The organism is Stenotrophomonas sp. ZAC14D2_NAIMI4_7, assembly GCF_003086675.1.
Lineage (GTDB): Bacteria > Pseudomonadota > Gammaproteobacteria > Xanthomonadales > Xanthomonadaceae > Stenotrophomonas.
Map to the genome: position 1 here is coordinate 976,000 of NZ_CP025995.1, position 23,966 is coordinate 999,965.

The 23,966-nt window shown below is 65.8% G+C and carries 24 protein-coding genes; 20 read left to right on the forward strand and 4 right to left on the reverse strand.

The genetic code is table 11. The features are described from left to right. Positions 1 to 12 precede the first annotated feature (12 nt). From rplF to C1922_RS04445, 12 genes are all read left to right on the forward strand, one after another. Positions 13 to 537 carry a 50S ribosomal protein L6 gene (gene rplF / locus C1922_RS04390; protein WP_108748661.1) on the forward strand — a complete coding sequence of 175 codons (525 nt, stop codon included), beginning with the start codon at positions 13 to 15 and terminating at the stop codon, positions 535 to 537. Positions 538 to 593: 56 nt separating this feature from the next. After that, entirely contained in the window at positions 594 to 947 is a 354-nt protein-coding gene (gene rplR / locus C1922_RS04395; RefSeq protein WP_108748662.1) for a 50S ribosomal protein L18, read from the forward strand. A 160-nt stretch (positions 948 to 1,107) separates the two neighbouring features. After that, positions 1,108 to 1,650, forward strand: a complete 543-nt coding sequence (gene rpsE / locus C1922_RS04400) for a 30S ribosomal protein S5 (RefSeq protein WP_053448882.1) — start codon at positions 1,108 to 1,110, stop codon at positions 1,648 to 1,650. Next, complete coding sequence (rpmD, locus tag C1922_RS04405) at positions 1,643 to 1,834, forward strand: 50S ribosomal protein L30 (protein WP_004145412.1); 192 nt, start codon at positions 1,643 to 1,645, stop codon at positions 1,832 to 1,834. Before rpsE ends, rpmD begins: the two co-directional genes overlap by 8 nt. A gap of 6 nt (positions 1,835 to 1,840) precedes the next feature. Then, positions 1,841 to 2,284: a 50S ribosomal protein L15 gene (gene rplO / locus C1922_RS04410; protein WP_004154498.1), complete on the forward strand. Its 444-nt coding sequence runs from the start codon at positions 1,841 to 1,843 to the stop codon at positions 2,282 to 2,284. 7 nt (positions 2,285 to 2,291) lie between these two features. After that, positions 2,292 to 3,659 (forward strand): preprotein translocase subunit SecY, encoded by a 1,368-nt coding sequence (secY, locus tag C1922_RS04415; protein ID WP_108748663.1) that lies wholly within the window; start codon positions 2,292 to 2,294, stop codon positions 3,657 to 3,659. Between the two features lie 347 nt (positions 3,660 to 4,006). Continuing rightward, the gene (rpsM, locus tag C1922_RS04420; protein WP_004145437.1) at positions 4,007 to 4,363 is read left to right on the forward strand and encodes a 30S ribosomal protein S13; all 357 of its coding nucleotides are present in this window, start codon (positions 4,007 to 4,009) and stop codon (positions 4,361 to 4,363) included. An 11-nt stretch (positions 4,364 to 4,374) separates the two neighbouring features. Continuing rightward, the gene (gene rpsK / locus C1922_RS04425) at positions 4,375 to 4,764 is read left to right on the forward strand and encodes a 30S ribosomal protein S11 (protein ID WP_042614211.1); all 390 of its coding nucleotides are present in this window, start codon (positions 4,375 to 4,377) and stop codon (positions 4,762 to 4,764) included. A 15-nt stretch (positions 4,765 to 4,779) separates the two neighbouring features. After that, the gene (gene rpsD, locus C1922_RS04430; protein ID WP_004145446.1) at positions 4,780 to 5,409 is read left to right on the forward strand and encodes a 30S ribosomal protein S4; all 630 of its coding nucleotides are present in this window, start codon (positions 4,780 to 4,782) and stop codon (positions 5,407 to 5,409) included. Between the two features lie 55 nt (positions 5,410 to 5,464). Then, positions 5,465 to 6,463: a DNA-directed RNA polymerase subunit alpha gene (gene rpoA, locus C1922_RS04435; RefSeq protein WP_010483975.1), complete on the forward strand. Its 999-nt coding sequence runs from the start codon at positions 5,465 to 5,467 to the stop codon at positions 6,461 to 6,463. A 199-nt stretch (positions 6,464 to 6,662) separates the two neighbouring features. After that, positions 6,663 to 7,046: a 50S ribosomal protein L17 gene (gene rplQ / locus C1922_RS04440; RefSeq protein WP_108748664.1), complete on the forward strand. Its 384-nt coding sequence runs from the start codon at positions 6,663 to 6,665 to the stop codon at positions 7,044 to 7,046. 165 nt (positions 7,047 to 7,211) lie between these two features. Continuing rightward, on the forward strand, positions 7,212 to 7,718 hold the full coding sequence (locus C1922_RS04445) for a disulfide bond formation protein B (protein WP_108751481.1): 507 nt from the start codon (positions 7,212 to 7,214) through the stop codon (positions 7,716 to 7,718). Between the two features lie 55 nt (positions 7,719 to 7,773). Here C1922_RS04445 and C1922_RS04450 read toward each other — a convergent pair whose 3' ends face one another. After that, positions 7,774 to 9,900 (reverse strand): TonB-dependent receptor, encoded by a 2,127-nt coding sequence (locus C1922_RS04450; RefSeq protein ID WP_108748665.1) that lies wholly within the window; start codon positions 9,898 to 9,900, stop codon positions 7,774 to 7,776. Between the two features lie 232 nt (positions 9,901 to 10,132). Here C1922_RS04450 and C1922_RS04455 point away from each other — a divergent pair, with 232 nt between their 5' ends. Both C1922_RS04455 and C1922_RS04465 read left to right on the forward strand, forming a co-directional pair. Next, positions 10,133 to 11,524: a 3-deoxy-7-phosphoheptulonate synthase class II gene (locus tag C1922_RS04455; protein ID WP_108748666.1), complete on the forward strand. Its 1,392-nt coding sequence runs from the start codon at positions 10,133 to 10,135 to the stop codon at positions 11,522 to 11,524. Between the two features lie 572 nt (positions 11,525 to 12,096). Further along, positions 12,097 to 13,239 carry a mechanosensitive ion channel family protein gene (locus C1922_RS04465; protein WP_108748667.1) on the forward strand — a complete coding sequence of 381 codons (1,143 nt, stop codon included), beginning with the start codon at positions 12,097 to 12,099 and terminating at the stop codon, positions 13,237 to 13,239. A gap of 39 nt (positions 13,240 to 13,278) precedes the next feature. Here the strand turns inward: C1922_RS04465 and C1922_RS04470 are convergent, their stop codons facing one another. The 3 genes from C1922_RS04470 to typA are packed head-to-tail and all read right to left on the reverse strand — an operon-like array spanning position 13,279 to position 17,269. Continuing rightward, positions 13,279 to 14,901, reverse strand: coding sequence for an amidase (locus C1922_RS04470; protein ID WP_108748668.1), 1,623 nt, complete (start codon positions 14,899 to 14,901; stop codon positions 13,279 to 13,281). 41 nt (positions 14,902 to 14,942) lie between these two features. Further along, entirely contained in the window at positions 14,943 to 15,410 is a 468-nt protein-coding gene (locus C1922_RS04475) for a DUF2127 domain-containing protein (protein WP_108748669.1), read from the reverse strand. 11 nt (positions 15,411 to 15,421) lie between these two features. Next, positions 15,422 to 17,269 carry a translational GTPase TypA gene (typA, locus tag C1922_RS04480; RefSeq protein WP_108748670.1) on the reverse strand — a complete coding sequence of 616 codons (1,848 nt, stop codon included), beginning with the start codon at positions 17,267 to 17,269 and terminating at the stop codon, positions 15,422 to 15,424. A gap of 221 nt (positions 17,270 to 17,490) precedes the next feature. Between typA and C1922_RS04485 the strand changes: the two genes are divergently transcribed. From C1922_RS04485 to C1922_RS04510, 6 genes are all read left to right on the forward strand, one after another. Further along, complete coding sequence (locus C1922_RS04485) at positions 17,491 to 17,985, forward strand: peptidylprolyl isomerase (protein ID WP_108748671.1); 495 nt, start codon at positions 17,491 to 17,493, stop codon at positions 17,983 to 17,985. A 118-nt stretch (positions 17,986 to 18,103) separates the two neighbouring features. Further along, positions 18,104 to 19,090 carry a malate dehydrogenase gene (locus C1922_RS04490; protein ID WP_108748672.1) on the forward strand — a complete coding sequence of 329 codons (987 nt, stop codon included), beginning with the start codon at positions 18,104 to 18,106 and terminating at the stop codon, positions 19,088 to 19,090. Positions 19,091 to 19,166: 76 nt separating this feature from the next. Next, entirely contained in the window at positions 19,167 to 19,781 is a 615-nt protein-coding gene (locus C1922_RS04495) for an RluA family pseudouridine synthase (RefSeq protein WP_108748673.1), read from the forward strand. Positions 19,782 to 20,255: 474 nt separating this feature from the next. Next, complete coding sequence (gene prpE / locus C1922_RS04500) at positions 20,256 to 22,136, forward strand: propionate--CoA ligase (RefSeq protein WP_108748674.1); 1,881 nt, start codon at positions 20,256 to 20,258, stop codon at positions 22,134 to 22,136. A 164-nt stretch (positions 22,137 to 22,300) separates the two neighbouring features. Continuing rightward, entirely contained in the window at positions 22,301 to 22,804 is a 504-nt protein-coding gene (locus C1922_RS04505; RefSeq protein ID WP_108748675.1) for a hypothetical protein, read from the forward strand. A 43-nt stretch (positions 22,805 to 22,847) separates the two neighbouring features. Further along, positions 22,848 to 23,903, forward strand: coding sequence for a suppressor of fused domain protein (locus tag C1922_RS04510; protein ID WP_108748676.1), 1,056 nt, complete (start codon positions 22,848 to 22,850; stop codon positions 23,901 to 23,903). Positions 23,904 to 23,966 lie beyond the last annotated feature (63 nt).

Here is a 23,966-nt window from a genome sequence, read left to right on the forward strand (position 1 = left end):
AGGAGTAAGAATATGTCCCGCGTAGCCAAGAAGCCCGTCGACCTGGGTAAGGTTGAACTGAACGTCCAGTCCGAATCCGTCACCGTCAAGGGCCCGAAGGGCACCCTGTCGCTGCCGAAGCCGGCCGGCATTGCCATCAACGTCGAGAACGGCGTTGCCACCCTGAGCACCGAGAATGCGGATCTGATCCCGCTGACCGGTACCGTCCGCGCCATCCTGTCCAACATGGTCAAGGGTGTTTCCGAAGGCTTCGAGCGCAAGCTGGAGCTGGTCGGCGTGGGTTACCGTGCTGCCATGCAGGGCAAGGACCTGAGCCTGTCGCTCGGTTTCTCGCACCCGGTGGTGTTCGTTGCTCCGGAAGGCATCACCATCACCACCCCGACCCAGACCGAGATCCTGGTGCAGGGCGCCGACAAGCAGGTCGTTGGTGAAGTCGCCGCCAAGATCCGTGCGTTCCGCAAGCCGGAACCGTACAAGGGCAAGGGCGTGAAGTACTCCGACGAAGTCATCATCCGTAAGGAAGCCAAGAAGGCCTAAGCGCGAGTCCCTCACCAGGGAAAAGCCTGACCTTCAGCTTTCAAGGAAAACACATCATGAACAAGAACATCGCCCGCCTGCGTCGCGCCAAGTCGACCCGTGCTCACATCCGCGAGCTGGGTGTGGCCCGTCTGTCGGTGCTGCGCACCGGCCAGCACCTGTACGCACAGGTCTTCACCGCCGACGGCTCCAAGGTGCTGGCTGCTGCCAACACCACCCAGGCCGACATCAAGGACGGCCTGAAGAACGGCAAGAACGCCGACGCCGCTGCCAAGGTTGGCCGCATCGTTGCCGAGCGCGCCAAGGCCGCTGGCATCGAGAAGGTTGCCTTCGATCGTTCGGGTTACCGTTACCACGGCCGCATCAAGGCCCTGGCTGACGCCGCCCGCGAAGCCGGCCTGCAGTTCTAAGAGGTCAGGGCAGGGGACAATCGTCTCCTGCCCGCCTGCTCGCCAGCCTGAGCGAGGCTGGACGGCGCCGCTCTTCTGCAGCGGCCCACCGGAACAACGCGGTACTCCACAACCATAAGCGGCCCCGAGCCGTACATACCCAAACAACCAAGGAATCAAGATGGCAGAAGAACGTCAGCAGCGGGGTCGCGATCGCGACCGCAACCGCGAAGAGAAAGTCGACGACGGCATGATCGAAAAGCTGGTCGCGGTCAACCGCGTCAGCAAGACCGTCAAGGGCGGTCGCCAGTTCACCTTCACCGCCCTGACCGTGGTCGGCGACGGCGAAGGCAAGGTCGGTTTCGGTTATGGCAAGGCGCGCGAAGTGCCGGTTGCCATCCAGAAGTCGATGGAACAGGCTCGCAAGAACCTGGTCAGCGTTGACCTGAACAACGGCACCCTGTGGCACACCATCAAGGATGGCCACGGCGCTGCACGCGTGTTCATGCAGCCGGCTTCGGAAGGTACGGGCGTCATCGCCGGCGGTGCCATGCGCGCTGTGCTGGAAGCGGTGGGCGTGAAGAACGTGCTGGCCAAGGCCACCGGTTCGCGCAACCCGATCAACCTGGTGCGTGCCACCGTGAAGGGCCTGACTGCAGCGCAGTCGCCGGCTCGCATCGCGGCCAAGCGCGGCAAGAAGGTGGAGGAACTCAACCATGGCTAATGAGTCCAACAAGACTGTGAAGGTGCGCCTGGTGCGCGGCCTGCGTGGTGCTCAGTCGCGTCACCGCCTGTCGGTGCGTGCTCTGGGTCTGAACAAGCTCAACGATGTGCGTGAACTGAAGGACAGCCCGCAGGTTCGCGGTCTGATCAACACCGTTCACTACCTCGTCAAGGTTGAGGAGTAATCGATCATGACTCTGCGTCTCAATGAACTGAGCCCGGCACCGGGCGCCCGCACCGAGCGCACCCGCGTCGGTCGCGGTATCGGCTCGGGCCTGGGCAAGACTGCCGGCCGCGGCCACAAGGGTTCGTTCGCCCGTAAGGGTGGCGGCAAGATCAAGGCTGGCTTCGAAGGCGGCCAGACCCCCATGCAGCGTCGTCTGCCGAAGATCGGCTTCCGTTCGCCGATCGCCAAGGACACCGCTGAAGTGCTGCTGTACGCGCTGGACAAGCTGCCGGCCGGTGAGATCGACTTCGCCGCCCTGCGTGCTGCCAAGCTGGTCCCGAGCACTGCCAAGAAGGCCAAGGTCGTCGTCAAGGGCGAAGTGACCAAGGCGTTCACCCTGAAGGGTATTGCTGCCACGGCTGGTGCCAAGGCCGCGATCGAAGCTGCCGGCGGCAGCGTAACGGAGTAAGAAAATCATGGCGCAAGCTGGCATCGGTAACCTCGCGGGCGGAATGGGCAAGTTCACTGAACTTCGCCAACGTTTGCTGTTCGTCGTCGGGGCTTTGATCGTCTATCGCATTGGCTGCTACGTGCCGGTGCCGGGCGTCAATCCCGATGCCATGCTTGCCATGATGCAACAGCAGGGCGGCGGCATCGTGGACATGTTCAACATGTTCTCGGGCGGCGCCCTGCACCGTTTCAGCATCTTCGCGCTGAACGTGATGCCGTACATTTCGGCATCCATCGTGATGCAGCTGGCCGTCCACATCTTCCCCGCGCTGAAGGCGATGCAGAAGGAAGGTGAGTCCGGCCGCCGCAAGATCACCCAGTATTCGCGCATCGGCGCCGTGCTGCTGGCAGTGGTGCAGGGCGGTTCGATCGCCCTGGCCCTGCAGGGCCAGGTCTCGCCGTCGGGCGCTCCGGTCGTCTACGCACCGGGCATGGGCTTCGTGCTCACCGCTGTGATCGCGCTGACCGCCGGCACCATGTTCCTGATGTGGGTCGGTGAGCAGGTGACCGAGCGCGGCATCGGCAACGGTGTGTCGCTGATCATCTTCGCCGGCATCGTGGCCGGCCTGCCGGCCGCGGTCATCCATACCTTCGATGCCTACCGCGACGGCAACATCCAGTTCATCCAGCTGCTGCTGATCGCCATCGTGGTGCTGGCCTTCACCTTCTTCGTGGTGTTCGTCGAACGCGGCCAGCGCCGCATCACGGTGAACTACGCACGTCGCCAGGGCGGCCGCAACGCGTACATGAACCAGACCTCGTTCCTGCCGCTGAAGCTGAACATGGCGGGCGTGATCCCGGCCATCTTCGCTTCCAGCCTGCTGGCCTTCCCGGCCACGCTGACCATGTGGGCGGGCCAGGCCGCCAACCAGAGCACCTTTGGCCAGATCCTGCAGAAGGTCGCCAATGCCCTGGGCCCGGGCGAGCCGCTGCACATGATCGTGTTCGCTGCGCTGATCACCGGCTTTGCGTTCTTCTATACCGCGCTGGTGTTCAACTCGCAGGAAACCGCCGACAACCTGAAGAAGTCGGGTGCGCTGATTCCGGGCATCCGTCCGGGCAAGGCCACCGCTGACTACATCGACGGCGTGCTGACCCGACTGACCGCGGCCGGTTCGGCTTACCTGGTGATCGTCTGCCTGCTGCCGGAACTGATGCGCACGCAGCTGAACGCCTCGTTCTACTTCGGTGGTACTTCGCTGCTGATCGTGGTGGTGGTGGTGATGGACTTCATCGCCCAGGTGCAGGCGCACCTGATGTCGCACCAGTACGAGAGCCTGCTGAAGAAGGCCAACCTGAAGGGTGGCAACCGCGGCGGCTTTGCTCGCGGCTGATCAGCCTGTTATACTTTCGTCTTCCTGACGTGATGGTCCCTCCGCTTCGCGGACTCCGGCCACACAAACGAAGGGCGGCCCCCGCAGCGGTTCCGGGTGGGGGTGTGATGAGGTGGTCCCGCGCAGGAGTAGCGCGGGCGGCCCCGGAGGAAACTCCTGGTCCAACCCCATCCGGCGCCGGAGCCTGGGCACACTCCCCAGGCCGGGTTCATGAAACCAATGGTTTCACGGGCTTCCATGTAAACCGGAACCTTGTTAGTATCGCTAGTTCACTTTTTTGATCCATCCTGCCGGATTGGCGCGCCTACGGTGCGCTGTCGGCCATCACTCAGCTGGAGAACCGCGTCATGGCGCGTATTGCAGGCGTCAACCTGCCAGCCCAGAAGCACGTCTGGGTCGGGTTGCAAAGCATTTACGGCATCGGCCGTACCCGTTCGAAGAAGGTCTGCGAAGTCGCAGGCGTTGCTTCGACCACCAAGATCCGCGATCTGTCGGAGCCGGAAATCGAGCGCCTGCGCGCCGAAGTCGGCAAGTACATCGTGGAAGGCGATCTGCGCCGTGAGATCGGTATCGCGATCAAGCGCCTGATGGACCTGGGCTGCTACCGTGGCCTGCGTCACCGTCGTGGCCTCCCGCTGCGTGGCCAGCGCACCCGTACCAACGCCCGCACCCGCAAGGGTCCGCGCAAGGCGATCAGGAAGTAAGGGACTGACATATGGCTAAGCCCGCTGCTAAGACCAAGAAGAAGATCAAGCGCGTCATCACTGATGGCGTCGCCCACGTCCACGCTTCGTTCAACAACACCATCGTGACCATCACCGACCGCCAGGGCAACGCTCTGTCGTGGGCGACCTCCGGTGGCGCTGGCTTCCGCGGTTCGCGCAAGTCGACCCCGTTCGCAGCCCAGGTGGCTGCTGAAAAGGCCGGTCGTGCTGCGCTGGACTACGGCGTGAAGTCGCTGGAAGTCCGCATCAAGGGCCCGGGTCCGGGCCGTGAGTCGGCCGTGCGTTCGTTGAACAACGTCGGCTACAAGATCACCAACATCATCGACGTGACGCCTATCCCGCACAACGGGTGCCGTCCGCCGAAGAAGCGTCGCGTCTAAAGGGAGCGATAAGAAATGGCTCGTTATATCGGTCCTACCTGTAAGCTCGCCCGTCGCGAAGGCGCCGACCTGTCCCTGAAGAGCCCGGCGCGTGCGCTGGACTCCAAGTGCAAGCTGGAGCAGAAGCCCGGCCAGCACGGCGCCACTGCCCGCAAGGGCAAGCTGTCCGACTACGCCACCCAGCTGCGTGAAAAGCAGAAGGTCAAGCGTATCTACGGCCTGCTGGAGCGTCAGTTCCGCAACTACTACAAGAAGGCCTCGACCAAGAAGGGCAACACCGGCGAGAACCTGCTGCAGCTGCTGGAAACCCGCCTGGACAACGTCGTCTACCGCATGGGCTTCGCCGTGACCCGTCCGGCTGCCCGTCAGCTGGTGTCGCACCGCGGCGTCACCGTGAATGGCAAGTCGGTCAACCTGGCTTCGTACCAGGTCAAGGCTGGCGACGCCATCGCTCTGTCGGAAAAGGCTGCCAAGCAGCTGCGCGTCCAGGAAGCCCTGACCGTCGCCGCCCAGCATGACCTGAGCCCGTCGTGGGTCGAAGTGGATTCCGGTAAGTTCACCGGCATCTTCAAGGCTGTTCCGGATCGTTCGGACCTGCCTGCGGACATCAACGAAGCGCTGATCGTCGAGCTGTATTCGAAGTAATTCACATTGGAGAGCCCCCGGCGACGGCCGGGGGTTCACTAGGAGAACCCGCAACATGACGGTTACCGCCAACCAGGTTCTGCGTCCTCGCGGTCCGCAGATCGAACGCCTTACCGACACCCGTGCAAAGGTCGTTATCGAACCTTTGGAGCGGGGTTACGGGCATACGCTGGGCAACGCCCTGCGTCGCGTGCTGCTGTCGTCCATCCCGGGCTTCGCCATCACGGAAGTCGAAATCGACGGCGTGTTGCATGAGTACACCACGGTCGAAGGTCTGCAGGAGGACGTGCTCGAAGTCCTGCTGAACCTGAAGGACGTGGCCATCCGTATGCACTCCGGCGACAGCGCCACCCTGTCCCTGTCCAAGCAGGGCCCGGGCGTTGTCACCGCTGCCGATATCAAGGTCGACCACAATGTGGAGATCCTGAACGGCGAACATGTGATCTGCCACCTGACCAAGGACACGGCAATCAACATGCGTCTGAAGATCGAGCGTGGTTTCGGCTACCAGCCGGCTGCTGCGCGTCGTCGTCCGGACGAAGAAACCCGTGCCATCGGCCGTCTGGTCCTGGATGCCTCGTTCTCGCCGGTCCGCCGTGTCGCCTACGCCGTGGAAGCGGCGCGTGTCGAACAGCGTACCGACCTGGACAAGCTGGTCATCGACATCGAGACCAACGGCACCATCGATGCCGAGGAAGCCGTGCGCACCGCCGCCGACATCCTCAGCGACCAGCTGTCGGTGTTCGGTGACTTCACCCATCGCGACCGCGGTGCGGCCAAGCCGGCCAACAACGGCGTGGATCCGGTGCTGCTGCGCCCGATCGACGACCTGGAACTGACCGTGCGTTCGGCCAACTGCCTGAAGGCGGAAAGCATCTACTACATCGGCGATCTGATCCAGAAGACCGAAGTGGAGCTGCTGAAGACCCCGAACCTGGGCAAGAAGTCGCTCACTGAAATCAAGGAAGTGCTGGCCCAGCGTGGCCTGTCGCTTGGCATGAAGCTGGAAAACTGGCCGCCGGCCGGTGTCGCCAGCCACGGCATGCTGGGCTGATACAGCTCCCTGTTGTACCTGAAGGCTCCACCGTTCGCGGTGGAGCCTTCAACCGGTTTACGAAACACGCCACGACGAACCGAAGGTTCGCGGGCAGGTCGTCCAGGACGGATGACCAGGACCATCCGCAGTCCGTGCAACAACGCCAGGAAGGCGACATCGATCCACAACGTCTCATCATTAACCAAGGAATTCCACCATGCGTCACCAGAAGTCTGGCCGTAAGTTCAGCCGCACCAGCGCCCATCGCGAAGCGATGTTCAAGAACATGGCTGCCTCGCTGTTCAAGCACGAGCTGATCAAGACCACCCTGCCGAAGGCCAAGGAACTGCGCCGCGTTGCCGAGCCGCTGATCACCCTGGCCAAGGTCGACTCCGTCGCCAACCGCCGTCTGGCCTTTGCCCGTCTGCGTGACAACGAAGCCGTGGGCAACCTGTTCACCATCCTGGGCCCGCGCTACGCGAACCGTCCGGGCGGCTACCTGCGTCTGCTGAAGTGCGGCTTCCGCGCCGGCGACAACGCGCCGATGGCCTACGTCGAGCTGGTTGACCGTCCGGCCGTGGCCGAGGCAGTGGCCGAGTAATCGGACCGCTCCAACGCGACACAGCGAAAGCCCGGCGACTGCCGGGCTTTTGCGTTTCCGGGGGGCGGATCCGACCCACACCGTTCCGACAGGCGTGGCCTGCAGCGGTTCGAACGGCGCAGTGTCTCGGTTACGCTTGGCGCCTGATCCATTCGAGCGTTGCTGATGAATCCTCTGCGTTGGCCCTTCCGCGCCCAGTTCCTGCTGGGCTTCCTGATCTGCGCAGGCCTGCTGGGCTATGCCATCTTCCTGCAGCTGAAGATGGGGCTGGAGCCCTGTCCGCTGTGCATCTTCCAGCGCCTGGCCTTTGCTGCCCTTGGGCTGCTGTTCCTGATCGGGGCGCTGCATGGGCCGTCGAACCGACCGGGCCGGGCGACCTACGGGATTCTCGCCTTCATCGCCGCCGCAGTCGGGTTCGGCATTGCCGCACGCCATGTTTACGTGCAGCTGCTGCCGCCGGAGATGGGCGCGACCTGTGGCCCGCCGCTGAGCTTCCTGAGCGAGACGATGGGGCCGTTGGAAGTCTTCCGCACCGTGCTGACCGGCACCGGCAACTGCGGCAACATCGACTGGACGTTCCTGGGCCTGACCATGCCGATGTGGTCGGGCGTGTGGTTCGCACTGCTGGCGCTGTGGGCACTGGCGGTGTCGCTGCGCAAGGTGGTGCGTTGAGAAACAAGCGGGGTCGGAGCCCTTTGCTGCGCAAAGGGATCCGACCCCTGTCTGCTCAGAAGTCCTGCTGCAGGCTGAGGTAGGCGCCGCGGCGCGGGCCCCACTGCGGGGCAAACACGCCCACGCCACCGCCATCACGCAGCTGGTAGCTGCGATCCAGTGCATTGATCACCGCCAGCTGCACGTGCAGCGGATGGCCGCTGTCGGCGTTGAAGTCATGCCCGGCGCTCAGGTTCACCTGCAGGTAGGACGGCAGCTCGCCGCCATTGGGTACGGTGTCGGTGTCGGAGCGCAGGCCACTGCCGAACACATAGTTCGCACCCACCCGGTTGTGCCCGGCAAAGGCGTAGCTCAGGCCGCCGGACGAGGTCAGACGCTGGTCGTGGTCCAGGTGGATCCAGTGCTGGGCCGCATAGGCCAGCGCGCCCGGATCCAGGTTGTACTGGCCGGTGATGACGTCGGTGCCGATCGCCTTGCTCAGTGCCGCGTTGAAGTAGGCGCTGAAGGGCCCGTTGCTGTAGTCGGCGCTGAATTCCAGGCCACGGATATGGCCACGGCGGTAGTTGAAGGTGGAATAGATGTAGGCGGCGCCGAACTGGCCTTCATCCTGCAGACGGTCCACGCGGCGGTCGTAGACATCCAGGCCCAGGGTGAGGTGATCACTGACCTGCTGCGAAACGCCGATGTCGTAGTAATCGCTGCGCTCGGCCAGCGGCGTGGTGGTGCCGCCGCCGGGCTGTGCGTTGGTGGTGCCGTCGTACAGGGCGATGTCGGTGCTGCCGATCAGTTCGCTGGCCGGCGGGGTGAAGTAGCGCGAATAACCAGCGTGGACGGTGATGCTGTCGCTGGCATTCCAGACCACGCCCAGGCGCGGGCTCAACTGGCCTTCGGTATGGCCGAAGGCGGTGTAGCGGTCGCCGCGCAGACCGTAGTTCACGGTCCAGTCGTTACCGATGCGCCATTCGTCCTGCACGTACAGGGCAGCGGTGCGGGCGGTGAATGCGTTGGCATCGGCAATCTGCAGCGGCGTGGTGCTGGCCTGCTGGCCCTGCGCATCCACCGGGAACACCCAGCTGGCGTTGCTGGCGCGCGCATCCTCGTGATTGCCGTACAGGCCATAGCGCAGGGTGTGGTTCATCCCCAACGGGGTGGAGAAATCGGCCTGCACGGTGCTGGCGCGGTTGCTGCGCTGTACCTGCGAGGCGACGCCGCTGAACACCAGGTCGCCGGCGACGTCGGGATTGAAGCCCACATCGCTGTAGCGCTGGCCGGCCGAGAGCTGGTAGGCGGTGTCGCCCAGGTTGCCCTGCAGCACCAGCATGCCGAAGCGGGTGGTTTCGCGCTGGGTTTCGTCCAGCCGGCTGGAGTCGAACGTGGTGGTGTCCAGATAGCCGAACTGCGGTTCCTGGCCGGGGTTCACCGGAATCTGGAAGCGGTTGTTGGCGAAGCCGGCGAACAGGCTCAGGCGCGTGTTGTCGTTGACCAGGTAGGTCAGGTCGGCGAAGGCCTTGCCCTGGTGAGTGTCGTCATGCTGCGGCCGGCGGGCGTTGGTCGGGCTTTCCAGGCCGACCTCGTTCTGGTCGTAGTTGCCGGTCAGGAACCAGCTCCAGCGCCCCTGGCTGCCCCACCACGAGGCGTTGGGGTTCACCTTGCCGTACGAGCCAGTGGTGATGCCGGCGCTGCCGCCATTGCCCAGCTCAGCGCCACTGCGGGTGGTGATGTCGACCACCGCGGCGGTGCGCTCGCCGAACTGGGCCGGCAAGGCGCCGTCCATCAGGCGGATGCTCTTGATCGTGCGCGCATCCAGGGTCTGGCCGAAGCCGGAGATGGATTCGGGCAGCAGCACGCCGTTGATCCGGTACTGCAGGTTGGCGTGGTCGCCGCGCACGTGTACGCCGCCGTAGGAATCCTGGACCACGCCCGGTGCCTGCAGCAGTACCTGGCTGAGCGGCGCTGCGGCGCCCAGCGGCTGTTTCTGGATGTCCTCGGCGGTGATCTGGTACTGGCTGCTGCCGATGTCCGGCGACAGCGCGTTGCGCGCCTGGTCGAGCTGGGCGCTGACGGTGACCACGTCGAGGTCTTTCACGGCCGGGGACGCGCTGTCGGCGGCCAGGGCGACGGTGGGCAGGCTGGCCAGGGCCAGGACGAGGGTGACGGCCGTTGCGAGCGGGGAGGGCTTCATGGTCGGGATGAGGTCGAAGGGAGGGGGAGGCCGGTCCATGACGGGAAGTGTTACTTCCTAACAACTGAGTGCGGATCATGCGCCTGCCCGGGGCGCTGCGGGCATGCCGGTTGTGGCGGATCGGCATGCGCTTTCTGCGCCGTTCAGCTGGTCGGCCCGGGTCTGGCGCTTTGCGTCAGCCGCGCCCTCTGCGACCATGAACGTCCCCCTCCTGTTCCTTCGGATGTCCGCAATGAGCCTGTCCGCCGTTCCGCCTGCCGCTGACCCTGCCACCGCCGCCGTGGGCGCTGCCTGGTCGCCGGAAAGCTGGCGCGGCAAGACCGCGCTGCAGATGCCGACCTACCCGGACCCGGTGGCGCTGGATGCCGCCCTGCACGAACTCAAGCGCTTGCCGCCGCTGGTGACCTCCTGGGAGATCCTGGCGTTGAAGCAGCAGCTGGCCGACGCGCAGGAGGGCAAGCGTTTCCTGCTGCAGGGGGGCGATTGCGCCGAGAACTTCAGCGACTGCGAATCGGGCACGATTTCCAACCGGCTGAAGGTGCTGCTGCAGATGAGCCTGGTGCTGGTGCATGGCCTGCGCCAGCCGGTGATCCGCGTGGGGCGCTTTGCCGGCCAGTACGCCAAGCCGCGTTCGGCCGACACCGAGACCCGCGACGGCGTAACCCTTCCCAGCTACCGCGGCGATGTGATCAACGCGCCGGCGTTCACTGAAGCGGCGCGGCTGCCGGACCCGAAGCGGATGCTGCAGGCCCACGCGCATTCGGCGATGACGATGAACTTCGTGCGTGCGCTGATCGATGGCGGCTTCGCCGATCTGCACCACCCCGAGTACTGGAACCTGGACTGGGTGCGGCATTCGCCGTTGGCTGCCGAGTACCAGAAGATGGTGGCCTCGATCGGCGACGCCGTGCACTTCATGGAAACCCTGGCTGGGGCCCGCGTACACAACCTCAACCGCATTGATTTCTACACCTCGCACGAAGCGCTGCTGCTGCCCTACGAGCAGGCGCTGACCCGGCAGGTGCCGCGCCAGCAGGGCTGGTTGAACCTGAGCACGCACTACCCGTGGATCGGCATGCGTACGGCGGCGCTGGACGGCGCGCACGTGGAATACCTGCGCGGGGTGCGCAATCCGATCGCGATCAAGGTGGGCCCGTCGGTGCAGCCGGACCAGTTGCTGCGCCTGATCGATGTGCTGAACCCCGAGGACGAACCGGGCCGCCTGAGCTTCATCCACCGCATGGGCGCGGCGCAGATTGCGGAAAAGCTGCCGCCGCTGCTGGATGCGGTGAAGCGCGATGGCCGCCGCGTGCTGTGGGTGTGCGATGCCATGCATGGCAATACCGAAAGCACGGCCAATGGCTTCAAGACGCGTCGTTTCGACAATGTGCGCAGCGAAGTGGAGCTGTCCTTCGATCTGCATGCAGCGGCCGGCACGCGGCTGGGCGGCGTGCACCTGGAGCTGACCGGTGAGGATGTGACCGAATGCACCGGCGGTGCGCGTGAACTGACCGAGCGTGATCTGGAGCGCGCCTACCGCTCGACGGTGGACCCGCGCCTGAACTACGAACAATCGCTGGAGATCGCGATGGCGATCGTGCGCAAGCAGGAACAGGCGCGGTAAGGGTTTTTTCGGCAGGGCTTGCAGCCCCTGCACCTGCTTCGGGGCAACATCAAAAGCGGGCTTTCCGCGAGTGGGCGGGGCGGTGTCGCAGTGCGGGGACGCCGCAAGTACGTCCGTGTAGGCTTGGCCGCCGCATCCATGCGGCGGACACCCCGCACTGCGACACCGCCCCGCCTCTGACAGGTTCACGCGATCTGTCGGACCGGCACGGGGTCGGATCCCGTTGCGCAGCAACGGGCTCTGACCTCGGATTATTTCGATTCCGATTGAGATTCATCCACGCATTGCGTGGATCTACCAGACCGCGGGAATCTGTCGAAGGCGGGGTGGGTCCGGTTGCGGGGGTATCCGCGCCATGGATGGCGCGGCTAAGCCCCCATGGAAGGGTTTACGGCGTCCCCCGCAACCGGACCCACCCCGCCATCCCACGGATACCCAGCTTTTGCCGTTGCCGCTGCCGTTGCTCCAGGCAGGTGCAGGGCCGCAGGCCCTGCATCAAACCCCACCCTCTGACGTGATGCTCATGCCGCCTGCGCGACCCTGTGGGTTCATGCAATGAGCGAGGGTCTGCGGTGGGCTGGCAACATGTGCAGGACTATCTGTGGCCGATCGGTGCGGCGCTGCTGCTCGGCGGCCTGGCCGCGTGGGGCGTGCTGGCCCTGTATCGCCGCCTGCGCGGGCGCGACCGGCGGCGCGCGCGCATCGGTCGGGTGATCGGGCCGCCGTTGGCGATGGCCTTGCCGCTGTTGCTCCTGGTGCCCGCGTTGCAGGCCACGCCGCTGCCCGAGCGCATGCTGGACCAGGTCCTGCGTGGCGTGCATATCGGCCTGACTGCCTGCTTCATCTGGTTGCTGGTACGGGGCGTGGCGGCCGGCGAACGCGCGATCCTGCGCAGCCATCCCATTGATGTGTCCGACAACCTGGAAGCGCGCCGCATCCAGACCCAGACGCGCGTGCTCAGCCGCGTGCTGATGGGCGGCATCATCGTGCTCGGTGCGTCGCTGGTCCTGCTCACTTTCCCGATGGTGCAGAAGATCGGTACTGCGCTGCTGGCATCGGCGGGGCTGATCGGTCTGGTTGCCGGTATCGCGGCCAAACCGGTGTTCGGCAACCTGATTGCCGGCCTGCAGATTGCGGTCACCCAGCCGATCCGGCTGGATGACGTGGTCATCGTGGAAGGTGAGTGGGGCCGCATCGAAGAGATCGGCAGCAGCTACGTGGTGGTGCGTATCTGGGACGAGCGGCGCATGGTGGTGCCGTTGACCTGGTTCATCGAGCACCCGTTCCAGAACTGGACGCGACGCAGCGCCGATCTGCTCGGCACGGCGTTCCTGTGGCTGGACTATCGCGCGCCGATCGCGGCGATCCGTACCGAGCTGGAGCGCATCTGTCGCGGCGAGGCGCTGTGGGATGGCCGTGTCTGCGTGACCCAGGTGACCGAAACCAGCGAACGGGCGATCCAGGTGCGTCTGCTGGTCAGTGCGCGCAATTCTGGCGATGCGTTCGATCTGCGCTGCCTGGTGCGTGAGCGCATGCTGGATTTCCTGGCCCGTGAACATCCGCAGGCGCTGCCGCAGGTGCGGGCGCGGCTGCACCAGGATGATGAGATGGACATGCCACGTGGGCCGCGTGCGCGTACCGCCGATGTGCGTTCGCCCGGTGCCGAGGATGGCGAGGCGGCCATCGTGCCGGTGGAATCGCTGCCGGACCGGTAGCGCCAGGCCATGCCCGGTGAGCGCAGCGGCGTCAGGTGATCAGGGATCGCCGGTGTCGATCAGGGCATCGGTATCGAAATGCGGCGGCCTGCGCGCGCGGGTGCGCTGTTCGTAGGCATAGCCCATTTCGATCAGCTTCGGTTCGCTCCATGCGGTGCCGATGAACAGCAGGCCCGCCGGCAGGCCATCGATCTGCCCCATCGGCACGGTCAGGCTGGGGTAGCCGGCCACGGCGGCCACACTGTAGCTCTCGCCGGGGAAGTCGTCGCCACGGCTGCGCAGCGGCGAGGCGGTGCCGGTGGTGGGCGCGACCAAGGCGTCCAACCGTTGTGCCGCCAGTGCCGCATCAATGCCTTCCGGGCCCGCCAGGCGCCGGGCATCGCTGCGTGCGCGGATGTAGGCGGGGTCGGACAGGCCCGGAGTCGCGTTGGCTTCCTCCAGCAGCGATTGGCCGAAACGGCCCAGTTCCTGCCCGCGGTTGGCCTGGTTGAAGGCGATCAGTTCGGACAGGCTGCGCAGCGGGGCGTGGTAGGTGGCGAAGTAGCGCTCCAGCCCCGCCTTGAACTCGTACAGCAGCACCAGGCGCTCGGCGTCGGCCCAGGCGCCGGCGTTGGGCAGTTGCACCGGCACCACCACGGCGCCGGCGCGGCGCAGTTCGGCCGCCGCGTGCTGCATCAGCGGGGCCATGCCGGGGTACTGCGACAGCGGCGTCTGCAGCAGCCCGATGCGCTTGCCGCGCAGGCCGTCCGGGTCCAGCCGGGCGGTGTAGTCGTAGACCGCACGGCCGGGCATGGTGGCGGTGGCTGGATCGGCCGCATCGCGACCGGCAATGGCGGTCAGCACCGCGGCCGCATCGGCCACGCTGCGGGTCATCGGCCCGGCCGTGTCCTGGCTGAAGCTGATCGGGAGGATGCCCTCGCGGCTGACCAGGCCGACGGTGGGCTTCAGCCCGACCACGCCGTTGATCGCGGCCGGGCAGACGATGCTGCCGTCGGTTTCGGTGCCGATGGCAACGCTGCCCAGGTTGGCGGCCACCGCCACCGCACTGCCGCTGCTGGAGCCGCAGGGAGAATGGCTGAGCCGGTAGGGGTTGCGGGTCTGGCCACCGCGTGCGCTCCAGCCGGATACCGAGTTGGCATCGCGGAAGTTCGCCCACTCGCTCAGGTTGGTCTTGCCCAGCACCACGGCGCCGGCTTCGCGCAGGCGCCGCACCAGGTAGGCATCGCCCGGGCGGAAGCCCTGCAGGGCCAGTGAGCCGGCGCTGGTGGCCATGGGCGCGGCGTTGATGTTGTCCTTCAGCAGCACCGGGATGCCGTGCAGGGGGCCGCGCAGGCGGCCGCTGCGGCGTTCGCGGTCACGCTCGCCGGCTTCCTTCAAGGCATCGGGGTTGAGCTCGATGATCGCGCGCAGGCGCGGCCCGGCGCGGTCCAGCGCGGCGATGCGCTGCAGGTAGGCCCCGGTGAGGGTGACGCTGTCCAGCTCGCCGGACACCATGCGCGCCTGCAGGTCGGTCACGTCGGTTTCGGCGTAGGGGAAGGGGGCGCTGCTGGCCGCAGGTTCGGCGGCATGGGCGCTGGGCGCGGGCGAGCTGCAGCCAGCACTGGACAGTGCCGCCAGGGCGAGGATCAGGCAGGTGGGCAGGGTCGGCAGGGACAGGCGCATGGCTGGGCGTGCGAGGCTCCGGCGGCCAGTCTAGCCGCTGCTCAGCGCTTGCGCTTGCGCAGGTCGCGCGCCAGCACGTAGACGACCACCAGGTTGATGGCCAGTACGCTGCCCGAGGCCCAGCCCGGGTGGCGGATGATGGCGTAGATATCGAAGGGCAGGTAGATCGAGGCGGTCAGGCAGCCCAGCCACGAGGCCCAGGCCCTGGCCTTCCACAGGCCCCAGGCTTCGACCAGGTGCAGCAGGCCGTAGCCGATCATCGCCGCCGCGGCCAGGTGCACCGCGTCGGGACTGATCATGTTCAGCAGCGAGGGCAGGGTGCCGTGATCCGGGTCCAGGCTGAAACGCCGGATCAGGGCATTGACCCCGTCGCGAAGCGGCTGCGGACCGAGCATTTCCAGCCCGGTCGCCGCCAACAACGCCAGCATCGCCTTGCTCGCTTCGAGCAGGGCGATGACATGGAGACCCGGATGCCGATGCGGATCCGGGTTGTAGCCGTTCTGGCTCACGGTCTGCTGGCTCAGCCGCCGCGCGAGGCCTTCTTGCGGTCGCTTTCGGTCAGGAACTTCTTGCGCAGACGGATCTCCTTCGGGGTGATCTCGACCAGCTCGTCGTCTTCGATGAAGTCCAGGGCCTGTTCCAGCGAGTACTTGATCGCCGGGGTCAGCTGGATCGCATCGTCCTTGCCCGAAGCGCGCATGTTGGTCAGCGGCTTGGTCTTGATCGCGTTGACGGTCAGGTCGTTGTCCTTGGAGTGGATACCGACCAGCTGACCTTCATACACGTTGTCGCCTTCAGCAGCGAAGAGCTTGCCGCGTTCCTGCAGCGGGCCCAGCGAGTAGGCGGGGGTGACGCCCGGCGCATTGGCGATCATCACGCCGTTGATGCGCTTGGCGATGGCGCCCTGTTCCTTCGGACCGTAGTGGTCGAACACGTGGAACAGCAGGCCCGAACCCTGGGTGAGCGTCTTGAACTCGTTCTGGAAACCGATCAGGCCACGGGCCGGGATCGAGTATTCCAGGCGCACGCGGCCCTTGCCGTCCGGCTCCATGTTCTTCAGCTGGCCCTTGCGGGTACCCAGCTTTTCCATCACGCCGCCCTGGTGCACTTCTTCGATGTCCACCACCAGCTGCTCGATCGGCTCCATCATCTGGCCGTCGATTTCCTTGATGATCACTTCCGGGCGCGACACGGCCAGCTCGTAGCCTTCGCGACGCATGTTCTCGATCAGCACCGACAGGTGCAGTTCGCCACGGCCGGAGACCAGGAACTTGTCGGCGTCTTCCAGCTGTTCGACCTTCAGGGCCACGTTGTGGACCTTTTCACGGTCCAGGCGGTCCTTGATCTGGCGGCTGGTCAGGAACTTGCCACCGGACAGGTCCTTGTTGCCGGCGAACGGCGAGTTGTTCACCTGGAAGGTCATCGAGATGGTCGGCTCGTCGACGGTCAGGGCCGGCAGCGCTTCCGGGGTGTCCGGGTGGCACAGGGTGTCGGAGATGGTCAGCTCCGGAATACCGGAGATGGCGACGATGTCACCGGCTTCGGCGGTGTCCTGCTCGATGCGCTCCAGGCCCAGGAAGCCCAGCACCTGCGCGACCTTGCCGTTGCGCTTCTTGCCTTCACGGTCGATGACCGCGACCTGCATGTTCTTCTTCAGGGTGCCGCGCTGGATGCGGCCGATGCCGATGACGCCCACGAAGTTGTTGTAGTCCAGCTGGCTGATGCGCATCTGGAAGGCGCCTTCCGGGTCGACTTCCGGCTTCGGCGCGTGCTGCATGATCGCTTCGTACAGCGGGGTCATGTCGCCGTCGCGCACGGTGTCTTCCAGGCCGGCATAGCCGTTCAGGGCCGAGGCGTAGACGATCGGGAAGTCCAGCTGCTCGTTGGTGGCACCCAGCTTGTCGAACAGGTCGAAGACCTGGTCGATCACCCACTCCGGACGCGAGCCGGGGCGGTCAACCTTGTTGACCACCACGATCGGCTTGAAGCCCATCGCGAACGCCTTCTGGGTGACGAAGCGGGTCTGCGGCATCGGGCCGTCCATCGCGTCGACCAGGATCAGCACGGTGTCGACCATCGACAGCACGCGCTCGACCTCGCCGCCGAAGTCGGCGTGCCCCGGGGTATCGACGATGTTGATCCGGTTCTTGATACCGGTCTTCTTGTCTTCCCAGGTGATGGCCGTGTTCTTGGCCAGGATGGTGATGCCGCGTTCCTTTTCCTGGTCGTTGCTGTCCATCACGCGCTCGGCGAGGACGGTGCGCTCGGACAGGGTGCCGGACTGCTTCAGCAGCTGGTCGACCAGGGTGGTCTTGCCATGGTCGACGTGGGCGACGATGGCGATGTTGCGAAGATTTTCGATGGACATGCGAAAGGGGGCCAGTCGGCGCCGGATTTGGAAAAAGAAGTCCAACATTATACGTCTAACTTGACGCTTGGCGAAAACCCATGTTGCAGGACCGCCCGAGCCCCATTCAGCTGGGGCCTGAACGGGGGCCGGGGGCTGCGCCGATGGTCGAAGCCGCCAGCGCCACGGGGCGGGTGTAAACTAGGTGGCTAGACGCGTTCCCCTCTGCATCAAGGATCTTCATGTCCCTCATCGCCACTTTCGACACCACCCAGGGCCCGATCAAGGTCGAGCTGTTCGCCGACAAGGCGCCGCTGACCGTGGCCAACTTCGTGAACCTGGTCAAGCAGGGCTTCTATGACGGCCTGATCTTCCACCGCGTGATCGCCGACTTCATGATCCAGGGCGGCTGCCCGCAGGGTCGCGGCACCGGCGGCCCGGGCTACAAGTTCGAAGACGAAACCAACAACGGCGTGAAGCACGAGGTCGGTTCGCTGTCGATGGCCAATGCCGGCCCGAACACCAACGGCAGCCAGTTCTTCATCACCCACATCAAGACCGATTGGCTGGACGGCCGCCACACCGTGTTCGGCAAGGTGCTGGAAGGCCAGGCCATCGTGGATTCGGTCAAGCAGGGCGACGTGATCCATTCGATCACCCTGGAAGGCGATGTCGACGCCGCGCTGGCCGCCAAGGCTGATCGCGTGGCCGAGTGGAACAAGATCCTCGCCGCCTGATTCCCCTTTGAAACGGCCACCCACGGGTGGCCGTTTCCACGTTCCCCGCCGCCCGCCAGGCCTGCGTGGCCACGCCCGCGGCGTCCTATCCAACGCTTGCAAGCAAGAGGAAACCCCCATGAAAGCACCCGTTCGTGTTGCCGTGACCGGCGCTGCCGGCCAGATCGGCTACGCCCTGCTGTTCCGCATCGCCTCCGGCGAAATGCTGGGCAAGGACCAGCCGGTCATCCTGCAGTTGCTGGAACTGCCGGTGGACAAGGCCCAGGCCGCCCTGAAGGGCGTGATGATGGAACTGGAAGACTGCGCCTTCCCGCTGCTGGCCGGCATGGTCGGCACCGACGACGCCGAAGTGGCGTTCAAGGACGCCGACATCGCCCTGCTGGTCGGCGCGCGTCCGCGCGGCCCGGGCATGGAGCGCAAGGACCTGCTGCTGGAAAACGCCAAGATCTTCACCGCCCAGGGCGCGGCGCTGAACAAGGTCGCCAGCCGTGACGTGAAGGTGCTGGTGGTCGGCAACCCGGCCAACACCAACGCCTACATCGCCATGAAGTCGGCCCCGGACCTGAAGCCGGAAAACTTCACCGCCATGCTGCGCCTGGACCACAACCGCGCGCTGAGCCAGCTGTCGAACAAGCTCGGCAAGCCGGTTGGCGGCATGGAAAAGCTGGTGGTGTGGGGCAACCACAGCCCGACCATGTACCCGGACTACCGTTTCGCCACCGCCGATGGTGCGTCCATCGCCGATGCGATCAACGACCAGGAATGGAACGCCAACACCTTCATCCCGACCGTGGGCAAGCGCGGCGCGGCCATCATCGAAGCCCGTGGTTCGTCCTCGGCCGCTTCGGCTGCCAACGCCGCCATCGACCACGTGCGTGACTGGGTGCTGGGCAGCAACGGCAAGTGGGTCACCATGGGCGTGCCGTCCGACGGTTCCTACGGCATTCCGGAAGGCGTGATCTTCGGCTTCGCCGTGACCACCGAAAACGGCAAGTACACCCTGGTGAAGGATCTGCCGATCGACGACTTCAGCCAGAAGTACATCGACAAGACCCTGGCCGAGCTGGAAGAAGAGCGCTCCGGCGTGGCCCACCTGCTGGGCTGATACGGGCCTCGGCCGGTATGCAGAAAACGGGGAAGCTTCGGCTTCCCCGTTTTCGTTTGAACGACGACGGACACCGATGATCCACCTGCATTACATCGATGACGCGCTGCTGCTGGCCGAGAAGCCGGCCGGCCTGCTGTCCGTGCCGGGCCGCAGCGAGGAAAACCAGGACTGCGTGGTCACACGCCTGCAGGCGGTATGCCCGGATGCACTGACGGTGCACCGGCTGGACCAGGTGACGTCCGGCCTGCTGCTGCATGCGCGCGGCAAGGCGATGCAGGCGGCGTTGTCGATGCAGTTCGAGCAACGGCAGGTGGGCAAGCGTTACGAGGCCGTGCTGCAGGGCCTGCTGGCCGACGATGCCGGTGAAGTGGACCTGCCGTTGATCGTGGATTGGCCGAACCGGCCGAAGCAGATGGTCGACCATGCGCGCGGCAAGCCGGCGCTGACGCGTTGGCAGGTCTTGGCGCGCGATGTGGAGGCGGGCACTACGCGCGTGGCGCTGGAGCCGGTGACCGGCCGCAGCCATCAGTTGCGCCTGCACATGGCCAGTCTTGGCCATCCCATCGTCGGTGACGTGCTGTACGGCGCCGCGCCGGCGCAGCGGGTGCATCTGCATGCGTGCGCGTTGGCGTTCACGCATCCGGTAACCGGTGCTGCGCTGGCGTTCGAGTCCGCGGCGCCGTTCTAGGGGGGAGAGGGCGGCAGGGCTTGCAGCCCTGCACCTGCTTTGGGGCAACAGCAACAGCAGCAGCGCGCATTCCGTGGGATGGCGAGGCGGTGTGGGCTTGCAGGACACGCCGCAAGTACGTCCATGTAGGCTCGTAGGCGCCATCCATGGCGCCTGCGGTCCTGCAAGCCCACACCGCCCCGCCTCTGACAGGTTCACGCGGCTGTTGGTAGGTGTCGACCTTGGTCGACACATCGGTCAGATATCGAATGAATTCATTCGTGTCGACCAAGGTCGACACCTACCAGAGCAGAACGCCATTCCGACAGATCGCAGGAAACTGTCGAAGGCGGGGTGCAGGCCTTTGCTCTTGCTTCGGCAGGTGCAGGGCTGCAAGCCCTGCAGACCACACCCACCCCCTACCAAGGTAGGGCGGCCCGGCCGCCAGCCCGGCACTATGCTCGAACCCATGACTTTGTCTGGGAGGGCTGCGTCATGAACTACGAGGAAACCTACCGCCGCTCGATCGACGAGCCGGAGGCGTTCTGGGGCGAGGAAGCCAAGCGCATCTACTGGCATGTGCCGCCGAAGCAGGTGCTGGACTACAGCAACCCGCCGTTCCGCCGCTGGTATGTCGGCGGCGAAACCAACCTCTGCTACAACGCCGTCGACCGCCACCTCGTCGATCGCGCCGACCAGCTCGCGCTGGTGGCGGTCTCCACCGAAACCAACGTCACCCGCGAAATCACCTATCGCCAGCTGTACCGCGAAGTGAATGACTTCGCCGCGGTGCTGCAGCGCCTAGGTGTCGGCCACGGCGATCGCGTGGTCATCTACATGCCCAACATGGCCGAAGCCGTGTTCGCCATGCTGGCCTGCGCGCGCATCGGCGCCGTGCATTCGGTGGTGTTCGGTGGCTTTGCCGCGCACAACCTGGCACTGCGCATCGACGATGCCAGGCCCAGACTGCTGATCGCCGCCGACGCCGGCATGCGCGGTGGCAAAGTCATTCCGTACAAGGGCATGGTCGATGCTGCCTGTGCCGAGGCGGCCAATCCGCCGCCGCATGTGCTGATCGTCTCGCGCGGGCTGGATGCTGCCGGACCGCGCGTGCCGGGGCGCGATGTGGACTACGCCGAACTGCGCGCGCAGGTGGGCGAAGTGGATGTGCCGGTCACCTGGCTTGAGTCCAGTGAACCCAGTTATCTGCTCTACACCTCTGGCACCACCGGCAAGCCCAAGGGCGTGCAGCGCGATGTAGGCGGCTATGCGGTGGCCATGGCGCAGTCGATGGAAACGGTGTTCGACTGCCGTCCGGGCCAGGTGATGTTCTCCACCTCGGACGTGGGCTGGGCCGTGGGCCATTCCTACAACGTGTATGGCCCGCTGATCGGTGGCTGCACATCACTGCTGTACGAAGGGCTGCCGACCAACCCGGACCCGGGCATCTGGTGGGCGCTGTGCGAGCAGTACGGCGTGCGCACGATGTTCTCCTCGCCCACGGCGATCCGCGTATTGAAGAAACACGATGCCGACTTCATCCACCGCCATGACCTGGATGCCCTGAAATATCTGTTCCTGGCCGGCGAGCCGTTGGATGAGCCTACCGCGCACTGGATCAACGATGCGCTGGGCAAGCCGATCATCGACAACTACTGGCAGACCGAAACCGGTTGGCCGGCGCTGACCCTGCTGCCGGGGCTGGACATGAAGCCGGTGCGCTTCGGCTCGCCGGGCTTCCCCAACCTCGGTTACCGCATGAAGGTGATCGACGAGAACACTGGCGAGGAAGTTGCGGCTGGGCAGAAGGGCGTACTGGTCGTTACCCCGCCGCTGCCGCCGGGCTGCATGAGCACGGTGTGGAACGACGATGCACGCTTCATGCAGAGCTACTTCAGCCATTTCAAGGAACTGCTGTACAGCTCGCTGGACTGGGCGATCCGCGATGACGATGGCTACACCTTCATCCTCGGCCGCACCGACGATGTGATCAACGTGGCCGGCCACCGGCTGGGCACGCGTGAGATCGAGGAAGCCATTTCTGGTCACCCGCGCGTGGCCGAGGCGGCGGTGATCGGGGTGAAGGACGAGCTGAAGGGGCAGGTGCCGCTGGTGTTCGTGACCTTGAAGCAGGGCTTGCAGGGCGATGATCCGGCGCCGGTGGTGGCCGAGATGATGGCCGCCGTTACCGCCTCACTGGGTGCGGTGGCGCGGCCGGCGCACATCCACGTGGTCAATGCGCTGCCCAAGACCCGCTCGGGCAAGTTGCTGCGGCGCTCGCTGCAGGCGCTGGCCGAACAGCGCGATCCGGGCGATCTGTCCACCCTGGACGATCCGGGCGCCTTGGAAGAGATCCGCCGCGCGCTGGGGCGCTGACGGCTTCGGTAGCGCCGGGCCATGCCCGGCGTGCGAAGCGGATGGAAAAGCCGCCAGGCATGGCCTGGCGCTACCAGACCTCCGGCGGAACATGCGCTAAGCTCGGCCTTGGGGAGCGCGCCCCGCAGGGCGCGCAGTCACGGCGCACCAGGCAAGGGGGATGCATGGCATTGCTGCATGGCAAGACGGCCGCTGGCCGCCAGGAAATCGAAGACCGCGGCCGGCGCCTGCCGGCGGCGCTGCGTTCGCTTCTGCTGATGGTCGACGGGCAACGCAACGACACTGAACTGCAGGCACTGTTCGACGGCCTGCGTGCGCCAGTGGATGCGCTGCAGCAGCTCAGTGCGATGGGCCTGATCGAGGTGGTCGGCGGTGCCGCCGACGCGGTGCCCGCGCGCGGAATCAGCAGTGGGCGCGAACAGGATCCAGCGCTTTACCAGCAGCTGTATGACGCAATGAGCGAGGCGGTGCGCCGCCATCTGGGCCTGAAGGGCTACTTCCTGCAGCTGAAGATCGAGCGCTGCAAGGATGCGCTGGCACTGGAGCGGCTGTGCCCGGAACTGCTTGCGGCCGTGGGCAGTGCGCGCAGTCCGGCACTGGCCCAGCGCTGGTGGCAGGAAACCCAGGCGCGCCTGGCCACCACCGTCGCCGGGGTCGTGCCCGGCTGACGCAAGGCGTACAGTGGCCTGTTCTTTCCACTGGAAGCGCCACGTGCAGGACGACATCGACGACACCGATACCCCCGGCTGGGATGCGATCAATGCGGCCCTGGCGCCGCTGTATGCCGGGCAGACGCCGCAGCATTACGGCACGGCACTGCCCTATACGCTGGGCGGCCAGGATCCGCTGGATGGCATCAGCGTGTACTGGGCCGATGCGCCGCAACCGCATTGGCACTACGTCACCTACGGCTTTTCCGAGCTGTATGCCAAGGAAAGCAGCGATGCGCAGGTCAGTGGCTATGGGTTCGAGCTGACCTTCCGCCTGGCCGCCAGTGCCGGTGAAAGCGCCGGCAGCACCCCGCCGGTGTGGCCGATGAACCTGCTGCAGAACCTGGCGCGCTATGTGTTCGGCAGCGGCAACGTGTTCGAGGATGGCCACCATCTGAATGCCAACGGCCCGATCGCGCTGGAGACCGACACCCGCCTGTGCCACCTGGCCTTCGTGGCCGACCCGCAGCTGCCGCCGCGCGACACCGCCAACGGTCACCTGCAGTTCCTGCAGCTGGTCGGCTTGACCGACGAGGAAATGGAGGCGATCAAGCGCTGGTCGACCCGCGGCGTGCTGCAGGTGCTGCAGCCGGCGATGCCGCTGTGGATCAGCGATCTGCACCGCGGCAACCTGCTGGATGATCCGGCGCTGGCCGCGCAGGTGCAGGAAGGCAGCCAGCGCGAAGGGTCGACCACCGGCATGCTGTTCGTCGAGACGCTGCACTGGCGCCAGCAGGACGGCGTGACCACGCTGGTACTCGGCGCGGGCCAGGTGCACAGCGTTGCCGAACTGCTGGGTCTTCGCCTGCGCCACGGCAAGCCGCTGGAACTGGTCAGCGGTGAACGGCAGTGGACGTTCGCCCCGGGCGGGGCAGAGGCCGCCAGCGGGGTCGGCGATGACAGCGCGTACTGGGTGCTGGACGAAGCCGGCCTGCAGGCGGCTGCGGCGCTTCCGGCGCAGCGCGGGGTGTACCCACTGGATGCGGCGCTGCAGGTCGAGGTGGTGCCGACCCAGCTGCGCGACGGCAAGGGCAACGTCATCCGCGAGATCGGCTGAGCGTACCGGTGAAGCCCATGGGGTCGGAGCCGTCTGCTGCGCAGGCGGATCCGACCCCGGGGT